Origin of the sequence: Methylobacterium dankookense (genome assembly GCF_902141855.1) — a bacterium.
GTDB classification, from domain to species: Bacteria; Pseudomonadota; Alphaproteobacteria; order Rhizobiales; family Beijerinckiaceae; genus Methylobacterium; species Methylobacterium dankookense.
The window spans coordinates 208,103-223,622 of sequence record NZ_CABFVH010000002.1; the positions used below are offsets into that span (position 1 = coordinate 208,103).

The 15,520-nt window shown below is 72.7% G+C and carries 13 protein-coding genes; all 13 read right to left on the reverse strand.

All coding sequences use genetic code 11. The features are described 5' to 3' along the window. Positions 1–42: 42 nt before the first annotated feature. The 13 genes from cueR to MTDSW087_RS03180 all read right to left on the reverse strand — a co-directional run bounded on the left by cueR (position 43) and on the right by MTDSW087_RS03180 (position 15,282). Positions 43–498, reverse strand: coding sequence for a Cu(I)-responsive transcriptional regulator (gene cueR, locus MTDSW087_RS03115; RefSeq protein ID WP_144760055.1), 456 nt, complete (start codon positions 496–498; stop codon positions 43–45). After that, positions 495–2,951, reverse strand: coding sequence for a heavy metal translocating P-type ATPase (locus MTDSW087_RS03120; RefSeq protein ID WP_144760058.1), 2,457 nt, complete (start codon positions 2,949–2,951; stop codon positions 495–497). The genes cueR and MTDSW087_RS03120 overlap by 4 nt, the downstream gene beginning before the upstream one ends. Positions 2,952–3,014: 63 nt before the next feature. Next, a complete protein-coding gene (locus MTDSW087_RS03125) occupies positions 3,015–4,271 on the reverse strand; it encodes an ATP-binding protein (protein ID WP_144760060.1) in 1,257 nt (418 codons plus the stop codon). Between the two features lie 9 nt (positions 4,272–4,280). Next, entirely contained in the window at positions 4,281–5,321 is a 1,041-nt protein-coding gene (locus MTDSW087_RS03130) for a putative bifunctional lysylphosphatidylglycerol flippase/synthetase (protein ID WP_144760063.1), read from the reverse strand. Positions 5,322–5,578: 257 nt separating this feature from the next. After that, positions 5,579–6,220 (reverse strand): uracil-DNA glycosylase, encoded by a 642-nt coding sequence (locus tag MTDSW087_RS03135; protein WP_144760066.1) that lies wholly within the window; start codon positions 6,218–6,220, stop codon positions 5,579–5,581. After that, complete coding sequence (locus MTDSW087_RS03140; protein WP_144760246.1) at positions 6,207–6,980, reverse strand: PIG-L deacetylase family protein; 774 nt, start codon at positions 6,978–6,980, stop codon at positions 6,207–6,209. The genes MTDSW087_RS03135 and MTDSW087_RS03140 overlap by 14 nt, the downstream gene beginning before the upstream one ends. Positions 6,981–7,158: 178 nt before the next feature. Further along, positions 7,159–8,397: a glycosyltransferase family 4 protein gene (locus MTDSW087_RS03150; RefSeq protein ID WP_144760069.1), complete on the reverse strand. Its 1,239-nt coding sequence runs from the start codon at positions 8,395–8,397 to the stop codon at positions 7,159–7,161. Then, positions 8,394–9,260: a sugar phosphate isomerase/epimerase family protein gene (locus tag MTDSW087_RS03155; protein ID WP_144760072.1), complete on the reverse strand. Its 867-nt coding sequence runs from the start codon at positions 9,258–9,260 to the stop codon at positions 8,394–8,396. The genes MTDSW087_RS03150 and MTDSW087_RS03155 overlap by 4 nt, the downstream gene beginning before the upstream one ends. Continuing rightward, positions 9,257–10,846 (reverse strand): YcaO-like family protein, encoded by a 1,590-nt coding sequence (locus tag MTDSW087_RS03160; RefSeq protein WP_144760075.1) that lies wholly within the window; start codon positions 10,844–10,846, stop codon positions 9,257–9,259. Before MTDSW087_RS03160 ends, MTDSW087_RS03155 begins: the two co-directional genes overlap by 4 nt. 17 nt (positions 10,847–10,863) lie before the next feature. Next, positions 10,864–11,868 carry a Gfo/Idh/MocA family protein gene (locus MTDSW087_RS03165; protein WP_144760078.1) on the reverse strand — a complete coding sequence of 335 codons (1,005 nt, stop codon included), beginning with the start codon at positions 11,866–11,868 and terminating at the stop codon, positions 10,864–10,866. Next, positions 11,868–13,052, reverse strand: coding sequence for a class I SAM-dependent methyltransferase (locus tag MTDSW087_RS03170; protein WP_144760081.1), 1,185 nt, complete (start codon positions 13,050–13,052; stop codon positions 11,868–11,870). Before MTDSW087_RS03170 ends, MTDSW087_RS03165 begins: the two co-directional genes overlap by 1 nt. Positions 13,053–13,159: 107 nt before the next feature. Beyond that, positions 13,160–14,092, reverse strand: coding sequence for an HD domain-containing protein (locus MTDSW087_RS03175; protein WP_144760084.1), 933 nt, complete (start codon positions 14,090–14,092; stop codon positions 13,160–13,162). After that, positions 14,092–15,282 carry an inositol-3-phosphate synthase gene (locus tag MTDSW087_RS03180; protein WP_144760087.1) on the reverse strand — a complete coding sequence of 397 codons (1,191 nt, stop codon included), beginning with the start codon at positions 15,280–15,282 and terminating at the stop codon, positions 14,092–14,094. Before MTDSW087_RS03180 ends, MTDSW087_RS03175 begins: the two co-directional genes overlap by 1 nt. Positions 15,283–15,520 lie beyond the last annotated feature (238 nt).

Consider the following 15,520-nt stretch of genomic DNA (forward strand, 5'->3'; position numbering starts at 1 on the left):
TTGGCCGAAGGCGGACCAGCAAACGGGAGGCCAGTTCCCGCGTCAACGGGTGGGCAGGCCCGGCCGACGCCGTCTTCGGGGCGACGGGGCGGCGTCGCCGGCCGCGAGGTCGTCGAGGATCGGGCAATCGGGCCGCGAATCGCCGCAGCAGGAATCGGCCAGCCGCTCCAGGGTGCGGGCCATGCCCTCCAGCTCCGCGATGCGGCGGCGCAGGTCCGCGACCTGATCCTCGGCGATCGCCTTGACGCTGGCGCTCGGCCGCGCCCGGTCGTGCCAGAGCGCGAGAAGCTCGGCGATGGCCTCCACGCTGAAGCCGAGGTCGCGCGCCCGCCGGACGAAGCGCAGGGTGTGGAGATCGGCCTCGCCGTAATGTCGGTAGCCCGATTCGGAGCGCGTGGCCGGCGGCAGCAGGCCGGTCTCCTCGTACCAGCGGATCATCTTGGCCGAGACGCCGCTACGCCGCGCCGCCTCGCCGATGGTGACCGTCTCCGCGCTCATGCGATGCCCTCAGACGCGGTCCCGGCCCGGCTCAGCCGCAGGGCGTTGCCCAGCACGAACAGGCTCGACAGGGCCATGGCGCCGGCCGCCAGGACCGGCGACAGGCTCGGGCCGCCGAAGGCGGCGGGCAGGCCGGCCGCCACCGGGATCAGGGCGACGTTGTAGGCGAAGGCCCAGAACAGGTTCTGGCGGATGTTGCGCATGACCGCGCGCGACAGGTCCACCGCCGCGACGAGGGGGCCAAGCGAGCCCGCCATCAGCACGACGTCGGCGCTCTCCACCGCGATGTCGGTGCCCGTGCCGATGGCGAGGCCGACATCCGCCTCGGCGAGGGCGGGCGCGTCGTTGATGCCGTCGCCGACGAAGGCGACCGCGCCGTGGGTCGCGCGCAATGCCCGCACCGCCTCGACCTTGCCCGCGGGCAGCACCTCCGCCGAGACCTCCGTGATGCCGAGCGAACGCGCGACGCCCTCAGCGGTGCGCCGGTCGTCGCCCGTCACCATCGCCACGACGAGGCCGCGGGCGCGCAAAGCCGCGACGGCCTCCCGCGCCTCGGGCTTGATGGGGTCGGCGACGGCGAGCACGGCGGCATGGCGCCCGTCCAGGGCGACGTGGAGCGGGGTCCTGCCCTCCCCGGCGAGGCGGTCGGCCTCGGCAAGGAGGCCGGCATCGAGGGCGATGCCGAGCCGGTCGAGATGGCGGCGGGCGCCCCCGGCGCCGTCGCGGCGGGCGCCGCGGCCCGAGCCGCCGTGGCCGGCGGCCGCCTCGAAATTCACCAGAGCGGGCAGCGCCAGGCCGCGCTCCCGTGCCGCCGCGACGAGGGCGGCGGCGAGCGGGTGCTCGGAGCGGGTCTCGACGGTGGCCACGAGGGACAGGATCTCCGCCGCGTCGCGGTCGGGCGCCACGATGTCGGTGAGGCGCGGGCGCCCCTCGGTGAGCGTGCCGGTCTTGTCGAGGGCGATCGCACGGACCTCGCGCAGGCGCTGGAGGGCCGTACCGTCGCGGAACAGCACGCCGCCGCGCGCGGCGCGGCCCGTGCCGACCATGATCGAGGTCGGCGTGGCGAGGCCCATGGCGCAGGGGCAGGCGATGATGAGCACGGCGATGGCGTTGACGAGGGCGTGGCCGAGCGCCGGCTCGGGCCCGAAGGCGAGCCAGGCGAGGAAGGTCGCGAGGCTGAGCGCCATCACCGCCGGCACGAACCAGCCAGTCACGCGGTCGAGCAGGGCCTGGATCGGCAGCTTGGCACCCTGCGCCGCCTCGACCATGCGGGCGTTCTGCGCGAGCACCGTGTCGGCGCCGACCGAGCCGACGCGGAGGTCGAAGCTGCCCTGCCCGTTCACCGTGCCGCCGACCGTGGCGGCGCCCGGCTCCTTGCGGACCGGCGCCGGCTCGCCCGTCACCATGCTCTCGTCCACGTAGCTCGCGCCCGCGATGACGGTCCCATCCGCGGCGACGCGCTCGCCGGGCCGGACGCGGACCACATCGCCGATGCGCAGCTCCGCGAGCGGCACCTCGGTCTCCGCGCCGTCCCGGATCACGCGGGCGATCTTCGGCGCGAGGTCCATCAGCCGGGCGATGGCCGCGCCGGTGCGGCCCTTGGCGCGGGCCTCCATGAGCCGCCCGAGCAGGATCAGAGTGACGATGAGGGTGCTCGCCTCGAAATAGAGATGGGCGCTGCCCGCGGGCAGGATGCCCGGCGCGAGCGTCGAGACCAGGGAGTAGAGATAGGCGGCGCCGGAGCCGAGGGCGACGAGGGCGTTCATGTCCGGATGACCGCGCAGCAGCCCCGGAACGCCGCGCGTGAAAAAGCGCCGGCCCGGCCCGGCCAGGACCAGGGTCGCCAGCACGGCCTGGATCGCGGCGTTGCCGGTCTCGCCGATCCATCCGGCCAGCGCATGGTGGAAGCCCGGCACGAGATGGCCGCCCATGTCGAGGACGAGGATGGGCAGGGCGAGGACGGCCGCGGCGACGACCTCGCGGCCCAGGATCCGCGCCTCCTCCTCCCGCCGGTCGGCGGGCGCCGGCCCTTGCGCGGAGGCGACCGCGTAGCCCGCCTCCGCCACCGCCGCCTCCAGGCTCGCCCGGGGCACGATGCCATCGAGATGGCGCACACTCGCGCGGCCCGTGGCGAGGTTCACGCTGGCCCCGCGCACGCCCGGCACGGCAGCGAGCGCCCGCTCGACGCGGCTGACGCAGGAGGCGCAGCTCATCCCCTCGACCGCGAGCACGGTCTCGGTCTCGGGCACGTCGTAGCCGGCCCCGGCGACGGCCTCCGCGGCCTCGGCCGGCGAGGCGCCCGGCCCGAGACTCAGGGAGGCGCGGCCGCTGGCGAGGTTGACGGAGACCGCGCTCGCGCCGGGCAGCGCCTTCAGGGCGCGCTCGACCCGGCCGACGCAGGAGGCGCAGGACAGGCCGTGAACGGGGAAGGTGACGGAGATGCCGGTGGTCATACACCGGATGTGGGGCTTCCCATCATGGGAAGGTCAAGGGGTCGGCTTTCGAGGCGTCGCGCCTCAGGCCTTCACCTGCGGATGGCCCGCCGCCGGCCGCTCGGCCCGCTCGGGCAGCACCACGCGGACGCGGGTGCCCTCGCCGAGGGTGCTTTCGATGACGAGGCGTCCGCGATGGCGGTTCAGGCTGTGCTTCACGATGGCGAGGCCGAGGCCGGTGCCACCCTGCTGGCGGCTCGACGCGGTGTCGACCCGGTAGAAGCGCTCGGTCAGGCGGGGGATGTGCTCGGGCGCGATGCCCGGCCCGTCATCCTGCACGGTGAGCACGATCTCGCCGCCATGGCGCCCGTCCCGCCGGGCGAGCGCCACCGCGACGTTGGGGCCGCCATACTTCACGGCGTTCTCGACGAGGTTCTCGACCACGCGTTGCAACTCGTCGGCCTCGCCGAGCACGGGGTACGCGCCCTCCCCCGCGCAGGTGATGGCCACGCCCCGCTCGGCGGCGAGCGGCACCTGCGCGTCGACCATCTGGCGGGTCAGGGCCCCGAGATCGACGGTCCGGGTCGGCGGCATGTGCTCGCGCAGCTCGATCCGCGAGAGCGAGAGCAGGTCGTCGACGAGGCGCGTCATGCGCAGGGCCTGGGTGCGCATGATCGCGAGGAAGCGCTCGCGGGCGGGCGCGTCGTCGCGCGCCGGTCCCTGCAGGGTCTCGATGAAGCCGAGCAGCGAGGCGAGCGGCGTGCGCAGCTCGTGGCTGGCATTGGCCACGAAATCGACCCGCATCGCCTCGAGGCGCCGGGCCGAGGTGAGGTCGCGCAGGAACAGGACCACGCTGGAGCCGGAGCCGTCCGGCATGGCGATCGGCCCGATCTGCACCTCGAAGGCCCGCTCGGTGGGCACCCGCACGGCGTAGGAGACCTTGAGCGGCGCGCTGGTGCGCAGCACCTCCTCGATGCCGTCCAGCACGTCCGGCGCGCGCAGGGCGAAGGAGAGCGGGTGGCGCAGGCGCATGGCCGGCAGGAGTGCCCGCGCGGCCGGGTTCGCCTCGATCACCACAGCCCGGCGGTCGACCAGGATGACCGGATCGGGGACATGAGCGAGGAGCGCCTCGGCCACCCCGTAGCGGTCGGCGGTGCGCACGGGCTCCGGCGCCGCGGCGCTCCGCCGCAGCCCGCCCACGAACCCGCCGAGGGCGGTCGCGGTGATCGCCGCGAGGACGAGGGGCAGGTCGTCCATGTGGAGGCCGGCGGCGGCGAGCGTCAGGCCCGCACCGGCTGCGGCCCCCGTCCAGGCGGCCTTCGATGAGGGGTCGCGGGCCATGCGCGCGGCTCAGCCGGTCCGGCCGTCCAGCCGCTTGGCGATCTCGTGGGCGCCAAGCATCAGCAGGGCGACCGCGAAGGGGACGAGGTAGTAGCAGACCCGGAACAGCAGGAGCGAGCCGAGCACGTGCTCCCGCGGGACGTAGGACAGCGCGATGAGCACGGTCGATTCGAACACGCCGGCGCCACCCGGCACGTTCGAGGCGATGCCGAGCATGGCGGCGAGCACGTAGATCGCCAGGAAGGTGGTGAAGCCGAGGCTCATCTCCGGCGGCATCAGCACGTAGAGCACCGCCGCCGCGGCGCAGACGTCGCCGATGCCGACGATCATCTGCCCGATCGAGACCGAGGCGCCGGGCAATTCCAGCCGCCAGTGCTTCACGGTCACGCTGCGGCGCTTGGCCGAGACCCAGGCGAGGTAGCCCAGCACGGAGGCGAGGGCCGCGAGGCCGACCCCCTGGTTGATCCGGATCGAGGTGAAGGCGAGGCCCGCGAGCTGGCCCGCCTCGATGATCAGGCTGAGGCCGAGCACCACGCCCATGCCGAGCCAGAAGGTGAAGCCCGCGATCACCGTGAGCGCGGCGATCTTGGCGGCGGTGAGCCCGTGGCGGGAATAGATCCAGTAGCGGATCGTCCCCGCAGTGAAGAGGGCGAAGCCGAGGGTGAAGCTCACCGCGTAGCTCGTGAACGAGGCGAGCGCGGTGACGCTGTAGGGCACCTTGATCCGGAGCTGGCGCAGCGCCAGCGCGTCGTAGCCGGTGAGGAACAGGTAGCTCACCACCACGAAGCCGAAGGCCACGGCGAACTGGCGCCCGGTGGTCGCGGACATCGCCGCGCTGAGCTGGGCCCAGGTGATGTCCTGCGACAGGTGCCACAGCACGAAGACGGAGACGACGAACAGCACGATGCTGGCCCCGGTGCCGATCCAGGCGTAGCGCCTGCGCCCGCGGTGGCGCGCGACCTCGGGGACGCCGGCCTCCCGCGCTTCCGCATCGGCCTCGATGGCGTCGGCCTCCTCGATCGTCCTGCGATGCTGGCCCTGGAAGTTCATGCCGATGGCTGCCCGCCTTCCTCCGGATCCGCCGGCATCCCGGGATGCGGGATCCGGCGCCGGGCCGGCATCCGCGGACCTGCCCGGAGACCTGCCTGCTGGTTCTGTCATGAGCCGTGGCGTGACCGATTCGGGCGCTGGCCCCGCGGCGACGCCGGGTCGTCCGACCCGTGGCCCGTGCCCCGCATGTAGGACCAACGGCCTCGGAAGGCCAGCGACGGTGCGCGTCTTCCACCGGCCGGCGGAGGATGCACCGGTCAGGTGGTGCCTCGCCGAGATGTCCGCAGGATGACGGCGGCCTCGGCGAACCCTGCGCGGATGCGGGCGGGCACGGCGGGCGCGGTGCAGACATAGGTCGGGCTCGGATGCGGTACGCCGATCGCCGGGAGCACCGGGCGCAGATGCGCGATCGCGCCGCGGGCCTCCCCAGCGAATCGCCCGGCGAGCACGACGACGGCGAGATCCGGCAGGAGATCGAGGAGCGGCGCGAGATAGGGCTCGGCGGCGCGCAGCTCGGCCCGGCGGGGCGCGCGGTTCAGCGCGCCCTCGGCATGGATCACCCAGGGCACGGCGTTCCAGATCAGCGTGTCGGCCCGCGCGATCCCGGCCTCGGCGAGGAAGCGGAACAGGTTGGCCGCGGTGCCGGTGGCGTTGTCGCGGGAGACGAAGCCCGTGCGGAAGATCGCCGGGCCCGGCGTCTCGAGGAGCAGGAGCAGGCGCGCGGCGACCCCGCCGTCGAGCGGGTCGGGATCGGGGACCGGGGCGGCCCGCTCCACCGCGATCCGCCGCGCGAGCGCGCGGATCGGCGCGATATGGGGCGCTTCGGCCAGGGCGCGGCGGGCCGCCAGCGCGCCCTGATCGCGCAGGGATTTCGGCTGGTCCGGCTCAAGCGCCGTCATGCGCGGCGACGGCATCCCGTGGGAAATCCGGCGGCAGGGTGCGGGCGAGGCGGAAGCGCTCGCGGGCCCCCTCCTCCGCGAGGCGGCTCTCCAGCCCCGCGCGACCGCCGAACTGGAAGCCGATCTGCGTGGTGTAGGCGGCGCAGGCGTCGCGCTTGCGCGCCGCATCCTCGGCCGTGAGCACCACTGTCATTTCGGGCAGGTCCGCGAAGAGGTGGCCGAGGGGCTGCTTCGGCGCGGCGCTGCGCACCGTGTAGGGGAAGTCGCGCCACCACAGGACCGGCACTGCCGAGCCCGCCTCGCGGAAGGCCCCCACCATCTGGACATGGTCGACATGGCCGCCGATCGCCTGCGGCGCGAGGACGAGATCGGGCGCCTGCGCCCCGATCAGGCCGGCGAGCGCCGGGACGAGGTCGGCGACGATCGCGTCGTCCGCGCGCGTTCCGGCGAAGAGCTCCGGCGCGGAGGCGTAGCCCCGGTGGGGCGCCTCGCGGAAGGGCAGATGGACCGGCGGCGCGATGCCGAGCGCCCGGGCGGCCGCCACGTCCTCGGCGCGGCGCAGCGCCATGTAGTCGACCTCCGGCGGCAGCCCCTTGTCGAGCTGGCAGGCCAGCGCGAAGCCCTGCGGATCCGGCACGCTCGCCGTGAACAGCGTCGCCATCACCACCCGCCAGCCGGACGCGGCGAGCCGCGCCAGCGTGCCGCCGCAGGAGAAGGCGGCGTCGTCGAGATGGGGCGAGAGGGCGAGGGCCAGGGGCAAGTGGTTCACCGGATTCGTGGATCCCCACCGCCCTCATCCTGAGGTGCCGCGCGAGCGGCCTCGAAGGAGGGCTCCAGGGATCGCATAGGCTTCTGGGGGGCTCCTTCGAGGCCTGCGCTTCGCTCCGGCACCTCAGGATGAGGGAGTTGGATGGGAAGAACGTCGATTCCGGATCGCCTCACAGCAGATGCGGCTCGGCCCGGAAGCGGCAGGTGGGATCGTGCGGCAGCGCCTCGGAGAAACCCGTGTGCGGCGCCTCGCGCAGTACGTCGGCGTAGACCCCCATGATCTGGCGGCCGACGGCGGTCCAGGAATAGACCCGGCGACATTCCTCAAGGCCCGCCGCGGCGATGCGGCGGCGCATGGCGTCGTCCTCCACCGTGCGGGTGAGCGCGCGGGCGAGCGCCGGCACGTCGCCGGGATCGACCAGCAGGCCGTTCTCCTCGTCGCGCAGGCAGTCCGAAACGCCGACCGAGTGGGTCGAGACGCAGGCGAGCCCCGCCGCCATCGCCTCCAGGATCGTGTTGGAGAAGCCCTCCGCATAGGTCGGCGAGACGAAGACGTCGGCCTGGCGGTAGAGGTCCGGCACGGTGGCGTACTCGGCATAGCCGCTGAAGCGGATGTCCCGCTCCGTGAACTCCAGGCGCGCGGCAAGCTCGCGGGCCGGGTCCACGTCCGGCCCGATGCCGGAGATCACGGCCGCGAAATGGGTATCCTGCTCGCGCAGCAACGCCAGCGCCTCGATGAAGTCGAGCACGCCTTTCCGGCGGTCGACGCGGCCGTGATAGAACAGGCGCACCGGCCCGTCGTGCTCCTCCGGCAGGCCATCGCGGGTGCCTTGCGCGAAGCGCGCCGTGTCGACGGCGCCGGGCACGATGGTGAAGCGGGCCGGATCCGAGCCGAGCCGCTCGCAGACCTCGGCCACGAAGGACTTGCCGCCGATCAGCAGCGCGTTGGCATGGGCCAGCACCTCGCACATGGCGACGCGGTGCGTCTCGCAGCAGGAGCCGACCCAGTGGCCGTCGCCGCCCTGGATCGAGACCACGTTCGGCACGCCGAGGCGCTTCGAGGCGATCAGCGTCGCCCAGCCGGTCGGGTAGCCGTATTGCGCGTGCAGGATGTCGAAGGGCTTCCGCGCGTGTTCGGCGCAGATGGTCTCGACCATCGTTGCGATGTCGCGCTCGAAATCGCCGCCCTCCTGCTCGCCGAGCTGTTCGAGCCCGATCACGCGGACGCCCGGCACCGCGGGGGGCGGGCCGCCGCCATAGACGCGGGTGCCGAAGGCGTCGCCGCGATATTGCGAGATCATCGTGACGTCGTGCCCGGCCTGGACCAGCTCGCGCAGCAGGTTCTGCGCGTAGACGCTCATGCCCGAGATCGCCGGGAAGTAGCGCCGGCTGACGAAGCAGATCCTCATTGCACGCGCGTCTCCTGGCCCGGCGGCAGCTCCGGCCCCGGGCGGCGGCAGGTGCGCAGGAAGTCGAGCGCCTGCGGGATCATCATGTCGGCCCGGTGGCTCTCGCGGGAGAGCTCGACGCAGACGAGCCGGTCGTAGCCGACGGCGTCGAGGGCGTTGAGGACGCCCGGCACGTCCATGTCGCCCTCGCCGAAGGGCAGGTGCACGTGGATGCCGCGGGCCATGTCCTCGATCGCCACCGTGCCGATGCGGCCGGCGAATTCGTGCACCGCGTCGGCCGGGTCGCGCTCGCCCGTGACGAGGCAATGGCCGGTATCGAGGGCGAGGCTCAGGCCCTCGACCCCGAGCGCGGCGAAATCGTCGAGCGTCTCGATCAGCATGCCGGGCTCGGGCTCCAGGCAGGGGACGACGCCCTGCTCGGCCGCGTAGGCCACCACCTCGTGCAGCCCCTCGACCAGCCAGCCGCGCGCCGCCTCCCGGTCCACGCCGGGCTTCGGCACGCCGGCCCAGAACGAGACGGCCTCCGAATGCAGCATCGCGCCGATGTCGACGGCCCGCTTGAGGAAGCCGACGCGGCGGGCCCGGCCGGCGGCGTCGGCCGTCACCAGGGTCGGCTCGTGCTTGGCGGTGGGGTCGAGCAGGAAGCGGGCGCCGGTCTCGATCACCGAGCCGAGTTCCAGCTTCTGCAGCAGGCTCGACACGCGCCCCGCCTCCGCCGCCCAGCCCTCGGCGAAGGGGTCGAGATGGTGGATGTCGAGGGTGAGCGCCACGCCGTCATAGCCCGCTGCCTTGATCAGGCGGAGCGCGTCGTCGAGGCGATGGTTGGCCGCCCCATTGGTGTTGTAGGCGAAGCGCAGGCTCATGCGGCGCGCCCTCGCTGCTCCAGCCGGAACGGCGCGTGGTGCGATTCCGGCTCGCGGTAGAGCGGATAGTGGTCTCCGACGATCGTCTCCGCAAGCGCGGTGTCGAAGAGCGGCTGGCCGCCGAAGCGCGCGATCGCCTCCGGGGTCAGGCGCACCGGCCTCAGGGTCTCGCTCTCGGTGCCGAAGCGGATCAGCGGGTGATCGCGCTCGATGAGCTTGCGCGTGTTGCGCTCGCCGATCCGGTAATAGCTCATGGTCTCGACCTCGAGGCCCGGCACGATCGCCTTGACCACGCCGACCCCGCCGCCGGGGGGCGAGCAATCGATGTAGAGGACGTCGAACCCGGCCTCCTCCAGCCGGTCGCAGGCGATCCTGCCCCGCGTATGCCCGTCCGCGGCCGGCGTCGACGGAAGCTCCGAGAAGCGCTTGGTCGAGCGCTCGGCGTAGACCGTCTGGGCGAAGACCTCGCGCAGACCCTCCGGCGGCAGCACGATCCAGTCGAGCATGGCCTTGAGCGCCCGGCTCTCTTCCAAGTCGAGGCTCGGCAGCGCCTTCTGGATGAAGGCGTCGACATAGCCCGGCGGCGTCACCGTGCGGGCGAAGTCGAGGGGGCCGTGGCCGAAGCTCTTGCGGACCCGCGCGGCCTGGAACTCGAGGAGCGCCTTGCGCAGGGCCCGGTCGCGGTCCGGGTCGCAGGCCTCGCCGCAGGCCGAGAGCGCGATCGGCGCGGGCGCGTCGGCGGCGTTCATGTCGTAGCCGACCACGTAGAGGTTGGTCAGGCCGAACTGGTCGGTGGCGAATTTCGGCAGCGCCCGGATGCCGAGACTCTCCAGCCGCGCCAGCATCGCGGCGTTCTCGGGGGCGAGTCCGTCCGAGAAGTCGAGCATCACGCCCTGGTCGAGGGCGCGGAACAGCAGGCCGTTGCCGTCCCGCTGCAAGAGTTCGAGCACGCCGTGGCCCAGCGCGAAGTCCACGTCCGGCCCGGCGCCGAGGCCGTTGGTGATGAGGTTGGTGAAGGGCGTGTAGCCCTCCGACAATTCGAAATAGTCGGTCGCGGCGATGTCGAGGGGCATCAGCACGGTCTCGCCCGTGCCGCGGCGGGTGGCCTGGGTCCATTCGAGCACGGTGCCGCGGCCGACGGGGGAGCCCGCGGGCAGGCAGAGCGTCAGCGGGTCGGCGACGGATTTCTGGCCGAAGACCTTCACGAGGTCGTCGTAGGAGCCGCGCTCCTTCCGGCGCGGCATCACCGCGAGGGAGGGCATCAGGTTCTCGGCGATCTCGGCCACCGCGCCGATCAGCGCCTCGTCGTCGGTCGCGCCGTAGCCGATGCCCGACGGCATCGCGCCGACGAAGAACGGGTCGTCGAGGAAGAGCGAGACGAACCAGACCGGCACGCCGGTGCGGTCGAGGGGCGCGATGTTGAAGCCGACGACCCGGCCGGGCGGCAGCACGTCGAGATAGGCCCGCACGGGATCCGGCAGGCGCTCGGGCAGACCCTCGATCTGCCGCGCCGCGCCGTAGCTGTAGGGACGCGGCGCCTTGAGGCGGCCATGGCGGGCGCGGGCGTCCTGCTCGTTCTCGGTCACGTCCGATCCACTCTCGTTCAAGGGATGCGCCCGGCATAGGCGCGGGCGATCAGCCGCATCGTGTGCAGGTCGCGGAGTGCCGAATAGGCCTCCCGCTCCGCCGGGCGTCGCAGCGCCGAGCCGAAGGCGCGGACCTGTTCGGTGAAGGGCGAGGCGGCCCGGTCGAAGGCGACATCCTCCGGCGCGCCGGTTGTACCGTCCGTGAACGTGAGGCGCCCGCCGGCGACCTGGCCCATCGTATTCTCGGCGACGAGCTGGCCCTTGGTGCCGACCACCTCCAGGCGGCGGCGCGGCAGGGCCTCGGGGCAGTTATAGGCGACGTTGAGGCTCGCCAGCACGCCGCTGCCGGTGCGGCCGATGAGGAGCGCGCCGTCGTCCACGCTGTAATCCTGGGCCCGCGCCTGGGTCAGCGCGGCGATGTCCGCGATCGATTCGTCGAGGAGGAAGTCCACGAGGTCGAGCCCGTGCGGCGCGAGGTCGATCAGCGCGCCGCCGCCGGCCCGGGCCGGGTCGATGCGCCAGTTCTCCTGACCCGCCTGGGCCGCCCATTCGCGGTGCAGCCAGCAGGCATAGACGATGCGGATCGCCGTCACCGTGCCGAGGCGGCCGGCGCGGATCTGGTCGCGGATGGCGCGATGGGCCGGGTGGTGCCTCTGGTCGAAGGCGGTGCCGTAGACGATGCCGTGCGCCCGAACCGCCTCCGCCATGGCCTCGGCGTCGTCGAGCCGGGCCGCCATCGGCTTCTCGCAGAGCACGGCCTTGCCGGCGGCGGCGAGCGCCTGGACCGCCTCGCGATGCAGGTGGTTGGGGGTGGCGACATAGACCGCCTCGACCTCCGGGTCGGCGATCAGCCCCGCGAGGTCGGCATAGGCCCGCGCGCCCTCGGCCTCCGCCGCAGCCCGCGCCCGCTCGCCCGGATCGCAGACCGCGACCAGACGGTGCCCGGCCTCGCGGATGCCCGGCGCCATGTAGTCGCGGGCGACCCAGCCATAGCCGACGATGCCCCAGCGGACCGCGTCCATCACCAGCGCTCCGGCAGGTCGACGAATTCGCGCCGCCGCACGCGATCCGCATCCGGCCCCTCCGCCTCGCCCGAGAAGGTCAGGCGCTCGGGGCCGTCGGAGCGCATCGGATAGGTGACGAGGCGGGCATATTCCGCCTCGTAGCGCTCGGAGGGCCAGTGGATCGCGAAGCCCCCGGCCGGGTCCGGCCGGTAGAGCGGGTTGAGGACGAGTTCCATCCCGGCGGGCGGCAGGGTCAGGCCGTCGACCACGGCGCGGGGCGCGGGGCGCATGCCCGGTCCGGCCACGACGGAGAAGGCCTCGCAGGCGCGCAGCTCGCCGGGGTCGCGCGGGCCCGGCGCGCGGGTCTCGACGAGGGCCCGGGTCAGCTCGGCATCGTCGTAGACCAGGGCGTCGGGGAACAGCTCGGCGATCTCCTCGGCGGTGACCGCGCGGCCGGCCGAGAAGCCGGGGCTCTCGGCGTTGTGGATGTGGCTCAGCGCGAGCCAGCCGTCGTCGCCCGCGTTCTGGCGGAGCGCTTCGAGCAGGCGCGGCTTGTCGTCGAGGAAGTAGAAGGCGTCGTTGCAGAGCACGAGATCGACCGGCGCGCCCGCGATCGGCCAGTGCTCCGAGGCGGCGTCGAAGCAGACGAACTGCGCCTTGTCGCCAACCACCCAGTGGCGGGCGACCCAGAGCTTGGCGAAGACCACGTCGGCGCCGGACACCTTGCAGCCGCGGCGTTTCAGCTCGCGCATGTACTGGCCGATGCCGCAGGCGAACTCGAACACGCAGGTCGGCTCGTTCCAGTGGGCTTCGAGCAGGGAGAGGCCGGCCAGGAAGGTCGGGTCGCTCCAGCGGTTGAGGAAGTAGTCGCCCACCCGGCCCCAGCCGAGGAGCCGCACGGCGTCGCGCAGGGTCGCAGCGGAGCGCTCGCGGATCAGGGTGCGGATGTCGCCGGTATCGGCCGGCGGACCGTTCCACCACGAATCCTGATCGGCGAGCAGGATGGAGAGCGCCTCGTCGGGCTCGCCCCCGTCGAGATGGGCGAGCACCCGCTCGATCGTGTCGGCGCGGTCGATGCGCAGGTAGGGGATGCCGTCGATGACCGGCCAGCGCGCCCCGGTCTCCGTATCCGCCAGCGAATGCGGGCGGTCGGCGCGCAGGGGATTGCCGGTCTCGGGCGAGCGCAGATCGAAGGGGATCATCGAGCCTCAGGCCACCTCACGGGCGCCCCGCGCGCCGGGTACCGGACAACAAGTCCGGACCCCGGCCCGGGTTGCGCGGCGCCGCCCGGTCCCGACCGCGAGTGCGGTCACGGGATGCGCATATCGGCGAGCACCCGATCGTGGAAGCCCTTCACAGGCCCGGCATGGACGAGTTCCATGTCGTTCAACACGGTCTCCATGGTCAGGGAGGCCGCGCGCAGGTGCTGGGCGATCTGCAGCACCCGGTCGATGCAGTCGGCGGCGTGGAAGGCGCGGCCCTCCGCGGTGGCGTCGTCGGGCAGCACCGCGCGGGCGCGGACCACCGACTCGCGCAAGAGGGCGTCGAGCTCGTCGAGCGCCCATTGCGCGGTGCGCGCCATGATCGGCCCGAGATGGTCGCCGAGCAGCATCTCGCCGGTGAAGCCGGCATCCGGCATGGCGGCATTGTGGAAATGGTGCGCCATCGCCGCCAAGAACACGGTGGTCGGGTCGGCCCGGTAGAACGGGCTCAGCGCGACGCCGTAGACCGCCACCATCAGACAGTGCTCGGCATGGTTCTCCGGCGGCTCCAGCAGGATGCGGGCGCGGCCCGGGCAGGTGACGCCCGCCCGCGGCTGCTGCGCCAGCGCACCGACGAAGCCCGGCAGCGGGCCGGGCACCGCCTCGGAGCGGGTGCGCAGCCGCGTGCGCAGCCGCTCCCGCAGGCCGGGATCGAAGGCCTCGGTCACCGCATCGAACCCGGCGACCAGCACCTCCGAGACCGCCTGATCCGAGAGGCCGGCCGCCGTCAGGAAGGCCGCGTCGAGGTCGCAGAGGCGCGTGGCGGCGAGCGCGGTCGCCGTGATGTCGAGAGCGACGTCCTCGGGCGAGGCCCCGCCCGTGAGCAGGCCCCAGCCCTGCGCGAACAGGCGCTCGGCGATGGAGCCCTGGCGCCCGGCGGACCGGACGCGCTTGAGGTCGTTCACCTCGACCAGGAGGTCGCGCAGAGCGACCGGGGCGGCTGGGCCGGAGCCCGGGCCGCCCTGCACCGCCGCGCCCATCAGTTCACGCCGAGCCAGTCGCGCAGCATCTTCTCCTGCTTGCCGAAGGCGTGCTCCGGCCCGTGGCCGTTCTTCACCATCGGCGCCTTGAAGAAGGTCGAGAGCTGCTCCTGCACGCCGCCCTCGCCACGCTTCTTGGCGAGGTCGAGCACGCGGGCGATCTCGATCACCAGCGGCGCGGCCAGGATCGAGTCCTTGCAGAGGAAGTTGACCTTGATCTGCATCCGCTGGCCCATGAAGCCGGTGACGTCGATGTTGTCCCAGGCTTCCTTGTCGTCGCCGCGCGGGCGGTAATAGTGGATGTGCACGAGGTGGTCCTCGACCGGGTAGCCGAGGATCGAGTCGAGCACCGTGCCCTTGGTGTTGAGCTTCGACTGCAGCGAATTCGGGTCGTTGAGCGCGAGACCGTCGCGGTTGCCGAGGATGTTGGTCGAGAACCAGCCGTCCACGTGCAGCGCGCGGGCCTTGAAGGCCGGGGCCAGCACCGTCTTCATCATGGTCTGGCCGGTCTTGCCGTCCTTGCCCGCGACGGGGACGTTCATCTCCTTCGCGAGCTCCAGCAGCGCCGGCACGTCGGCGGCCACCGAGGGCGTGAAGTTGGCGTAGGGGATGCCGCTCTTGATCGCCGCATAGGCGTAGAGCATGGCCGGCGAGATCGCCTCGTCGCTCGCATCGAGACCCTTCTCGAAGGCGGCGGTGGAGTTGAGCGTCGGGTCGGAGAGGTCGGGCCAGCGCTCGGTGGAGGCGAGGTTCACCACCACCACCTCGTCGAGGTTGCTCTCCTGTCGGAAGCGGCGCAGGTCGCTGGCGATGACCGAGACCGCCTCGCGGTGGTCCTTGGCGACGATGCGGTTCTGCCCGTCGATGTTCTTGCAGAACTTGGCGCTGCCCACCGCCGGCCAGGGCGTGATGCCCTTCAGCACCTGCGCGCCGTTCTCGATGTCCTGCTTCGTCAGCACGCCGTGGCCCGAGGCCGCCGAGGCGAGGTCGTCGCCGTTGAGGTCCCAGCCGCCGAAGACGAGATCCCTGTAGTCCGCCATGCCGGCGACGGGCAGGCCGGCGAGCGGGAGTCCGTCGAGGCGGTTGGACCCGGACTTGATCATCTCGATGCCGGCGATGGCGGTGGTGGCGACAGCCCCACCCATGCCAACGAACGCAACGCCGACACGGCGACCGGTCTGCATGCTCATCGGACTGGGATTTCCTTCGACTGTGGGACGCGGATGGTGCGAAAAGCCGGATTATTCCGGCCTGCTCCGCGTGGCCCTAACAAGTGGAGCGTCCGAGCTTCGTTCCAAGCCCGACCTGGACACACTTGTGGCGCCCCGCGGCTGAACCGAGCCCGAACGAACGACGATTTCGGCAGCTATCCGGAGACTTAACGCCGCATCGGCGGTGCCACGTGCTGATCACGCGAGTGTCCCATTC